The sequence below is a fragment of the Salinibacter sp. genome, from assembly GCF_042218895.1.
In the GTDB taxonomy this organism is placed as follows: domain Bacteria; phylum Bacteroidota; class Rhodothermia; order Rhodothermales; family Salinibacteraceae; genus Salinibacter.
The window spans coordinates 21,033-24,987 of sequence record NZ_JBDGQQ010000050.1 but is presented as its reverse complement, the minus strand read 5'-3'; the positions used below and the strand labels follow the sequence as shown (position 1 = coordinate 24,987).

The following is a 3,955-nucleotide window of genomic DNA, read 5'->3' as shown; positions in this document are numbered from 1 at the left end:
CCCGGCCGGTTCTCCCCGGTGGCGACACATTCTTTGCGATCCCCCAACCTGCACGATACGCTTTCATGTCTGCACCTCCAGAAACCCTCGCCGGGGTCGGCGACGTCGACGCCTCCGGAACGACGGCCCTCGTCACCGGCTCGACGCGGGGCATCGGGCGGGCCACTGCCCGTGCCCTCGGGCGGCTCGGGGCCGACGTGCTCGTTCACGGGCGCGACCCGGAGGCCGGCGAAGAGGTCGCCGGCGCGATCCGGGAGGATGGGGCCGACGCGGCGTTCGTGGCGGCCGACTTCACCGATCGCGACGCGGTGTGCCGGCTGACGGAGGCCACCTGCTCGTGGACCGACGGCCTCGACCTCCTGTTCAACAACGCGGGGGGTCTCTTCCAGGAGAAGCGCCTCGTCGGGCCCGGGATCGAGATGACCTTTTACGTGAACCACCTGGCGCCGTACCTGCTCACGGCTCGCCTACTGGACCACCTGCGCGAGGGGGCTCGCGTCGTCACGACGGCGTCGGAGGCCCACCGCGGGGCCACGCTCGACCTTGACCGCACGCAGGGGGAGGCGAGCCGCGCCGGCATGTCGGCCTACGGCCACTCGAAGCTCGCCAACGTGCTTTTTGCCGCCGAGCTGGCGCGGCGGCTCGACGCGGCCGGCCGCACGGCAACGTCGAACAGCGTCCACCCCGGGTTTATCCCCGGCAGCCAGTTTTGGCGGTTCCTCCCCGGCCCGCTCTCGGGCCTGTTCCGGACGCTGGGCATAGTGCCGGGGGCCGCCTCTGTGGCCGACGGGGCCGCCGAGCTGCTTCACGTGGGGGTCTCGCCCGACACCGCAGAGACGTCCGGCCGGTACTTTGCGGGCCAGCAGCCGACCGCCCCCGCCGAGCCCGCCCGCGACCGGGCGGCGGCCGCCCGCCTCTGGGCCCGCAGCGCCGAGATGCTCGGCCTCGACGAACCGCTGGCCGACGCCGGGGCGCCCTCGACGGCCCCCGGCCCGCGCTGAGCCGACGCCACGCTGAGCCGACGCCACGTCGTCCCGGAGGGCCCCAGCGCGCAGCTTCTGCGCGCCGGGCCTCCACTGCCGTGCCACCCCCGTTTGACTGACCGCGCTGGACCGACGATGCCCGACACGACCTCCTCCCCTGCGCCGGACGACCCCGTCGAGGCCCTCACCGTCGACGCCCTGCACGAGGCCCTCAACGACGCCGGCTACATCTGCGCCCGCAGCCGGGCCCGCAGCGTGCTGGCCGCGCTGATGACAAAGCCCCTCGGCGGCTTCTTTGCGTTCGGCCCGCCCGGCACCGGCAAGACGTGGCTCCTGGAGGTGCTCGGCGACATCCTGGGGATGGACACCTTCTTCAAGCAGGTCAGTCCCGGCAGCCGCGAGGAGGACCTCATCCTCGACCTCCTGCCCGACGAGGAGGCGCGGAGCGGCATCAAGAAGCAGTGGGGCGAGCTGCCGAAGGCCGTCCGGGCCAGCCACGAGGGCAACACGCTGCTCATCCTCGACGAGTGGGACAAGACCCGCCCGACCGCCGACGCCTTCCTGCTGGACTTTCTCCAGAACGGCCGGGTCAACTACGGCGACATTCAGGTGCAGGCGAACATGGACAACCTCTACGTCTGCATCACGCTCAACGACGAGCGCGACCTCTCCGGCCCGGCCCACCGGCGGATGCCGTACCTCCACTTCGAGCCGCTGCATCCCTCGCTCGTCCGCGAGGCCCTCCTCGAATCGCACGGCAACCACCCCTACGTCGAGGCGGCCGTCAACCTCTACGTGCGGTGCGAGCTGTCGATGATGGAGAAAAGCTGCACGATCCAGGAGCTCCAGCAGCTGCTCGACGCGATCAGCGTCCTCGGCCCCGGCGACGCCGACTGGGACCAGCTCGTGCTCGACTACGTCACCAAGGACCGCGACAACCACCGGCTGCTCAAGAAGGCGGAGGACGTCGACACCTCCGACTGGGACGACGCCGGCTGGGAGGCGCCCGACGGCGAGCCCCTCGACCCGAGCGCGTACGGCTCCGTAGGCCCCGCCGCTTCCGATCGGGGCCCCGAGGACGACGAGGCCGCCATGCCGCCGATGGCCGAGGCGAAGGGCTACACCGCCCCCGACAACAACGAGGCGCCGGACCTCAGCGCCGCCTTTGCCGCCCTCGAGCACACCGACAGCGCCTACGACGCCCTCACCCGCCAGGAGCCCCCCGGCGACGCGCCGGACCGCTTCGGGCGGGTGCGGGTGCAGGGGGACACCATCACGCTGGACGAGGCCGTGCCCCTCACCGAGCACGACGGGTACGCCGAGGACCTGTGGGGCCACCGCGGCGAGATCGTGTTCGCCGAACCGCAGGCCACCCGCGAGGACCTCCGCCTCCTGCAGGACGAGCGGGGGCTAGAGGTGATCTCCTACGCCGAGGACGAAATTATTGCCCGGTACGAGAGTATCCACCTGCGCTGGACGCCGGAGGCCGGCGCCGAGATCATCGCGCCGGCCGCCCAGCGGGCCACATTCGAGGAGCTGCTGGTGGGCACGTGGCTCGACGCGCACGACGTCGCGGCCCCGGCGGACCTTCCCACCCCGGTGCTCGCCCGCCTGGGCACGAGCGAGGCCGGCGTGGTCGAGGCCCGGCACGCCGGCGAGGCGGTGGCGGATCCCTACTTTGCCGGCGTCTTTGACTACTGGCAGCGCGAGGAGGTGGACACCGCCGCGAGCGGCGACGTGCCCGGGTTTGACTCGTTCGTGCGGCACGCGGAGGAAAACGCCGAGACCCTCATCGCGGAGGGGGAGGCCCTGCACGTGCTCTTCGAGGACCTCATGATCGGCCTCCTCGGGGACGAGAACGACTTTCTCGTCGTGTCGGTGACCGGGGCGTTCTCCCCGGCCCTCGAGTCGTACCTGCAGAACTGGCTCCCGGGCTCGACGCTCTCCCTGAGCCGGAAGCGGGAGGCCCGCTTCTCGGGGACCACGCTCGCGAAGGAGAAGGGGTTCGAGGTGGCCCGCCCGACCGACCAGCGCCCCAATCCCCGAAAGACGCTCGTCCGCGTCAAGGACGGGATCAAGAGCATCTACCGAGGCGGCCGGCTCACCGTGGGCGCCCAGCTGTCCTGGCGGCAGATCACCGCCAGCCGTGCCGGGCTCCTCATCGACCAAATCGACCAGACGATCGGCGAGCTGGCCGCGTAGCCGCGCCGAGCCTCCACAGCCCCAATCCATGCCATGTCCGACCCCGATGCGAGCAGCACCCCGGCCCCCGGCGCAGGCGAAGACTCCCCGGCCGTAGAGCGCCGCTGGCGCCCGGCCTCCGGGGAGCCCCCCGGCGACCCGCCCCGCGACTCAGGGCCGTCCTCCGGGCCCAATTCCCTTCGTGACTCCGAGCAGTCCCCCCGCGATTCGAAGCCGTCTCCCGAGTCCCCACCGGGCGGCGACGTCCCGGACAGCGGCGGGCCGGCAGGAGGCGCCCCGACCGAGCGCGCCCCGGCCCCCGGCGGCAGCGGAAGCGAGGACGGCGGGGACGGAGACAGCGGGAGCGGCCCGGCCTCGCCTCCCGCCGGCAACGACCCCGACTTGCCGGCCGCTCCCGAGGCGTCGGCCGATCCTCCACCTTCCGGCACAGGCCCACAGGCGAGATCCGACCCGGCCTCCGGCGGGGCCCCCTCCTCCGACACGCCTCCTGCCGGCGACGAGCCGGGCCCACCGGCCCGCTCCGACGACGCCTCTGGCGGAGGCCCCGGCGCGCCGTCCTCCGGCGCTCCGTCGACCGGCCCCTCGTCTACGCCCGATGCCCAGGGCGCGGGAGGGACGTCCCCGAGCGAGACCCCCGAGGCCCGTTCCGGCGACGTCCAGTCCGGATCCGGGCGGGGCGATTCCGGCACGGACGATTCCGGCCCGAGCGAGCCCTCAGGCCTCCCGGAGCCGGGCGAGGAGCCCCTGCCAGAACCGGGCGACGATCCCGC

The 3,955-nt window shown here is 73.0% G+C and carries 2 protein-coding genes and 1 pseudogene; all 3 read left to right on the top strand.

Annotated elements, in window-relative coordinates; all coding sequences use genetic code 11:
* The first annotated feature begins 65 nt into the window (after positions 1-65).
* Positions 66-1,001, top strand: a complete 936-nt coding sequence (locus tag ABEL04_RS05500; protein ID WP_375801381.1) for an SDR family NAD(P)-dependent oxidoreductase — start codon at positions 66-68, stop codon at positions 999-1,001.
* Positions 1,002-1,118: 117 nt separating this feature from the next.
* Positions 1,119-3,185, top strand: coding sequence for an ATP-binding protein (locus tag ABEL04_RS05495; RefSeq protein WP_375801380.1), 2,067 nt, complete (start codon positions 1,119-1,121; stop codon positions 3,183-3,185).
* 33 nt (positions 3,186-3,218) lie between these two features.
* Positions 3,219-3,955, top strand: a pseudogene (locus tag ABEL04_RS05490) (hypothetical protein); the annotation flags it as partial.

Coding starts and splice junctions, on each gene's coding strand:
- ABEL04_RS05500 (WP_375801381.1), top strand. CDS start 66: ATGTCTGCACCTCCAGAAACCCTCGCCGGGGTCGGCGACGTCGACGCC.
- ABEL04_RS05495 (WP_375801380.1), top strand. CDS start 1,119: ATGCCCGACACGACCTCCTCCCCTGCGCCGGACGACCCCGTCGAGGCC.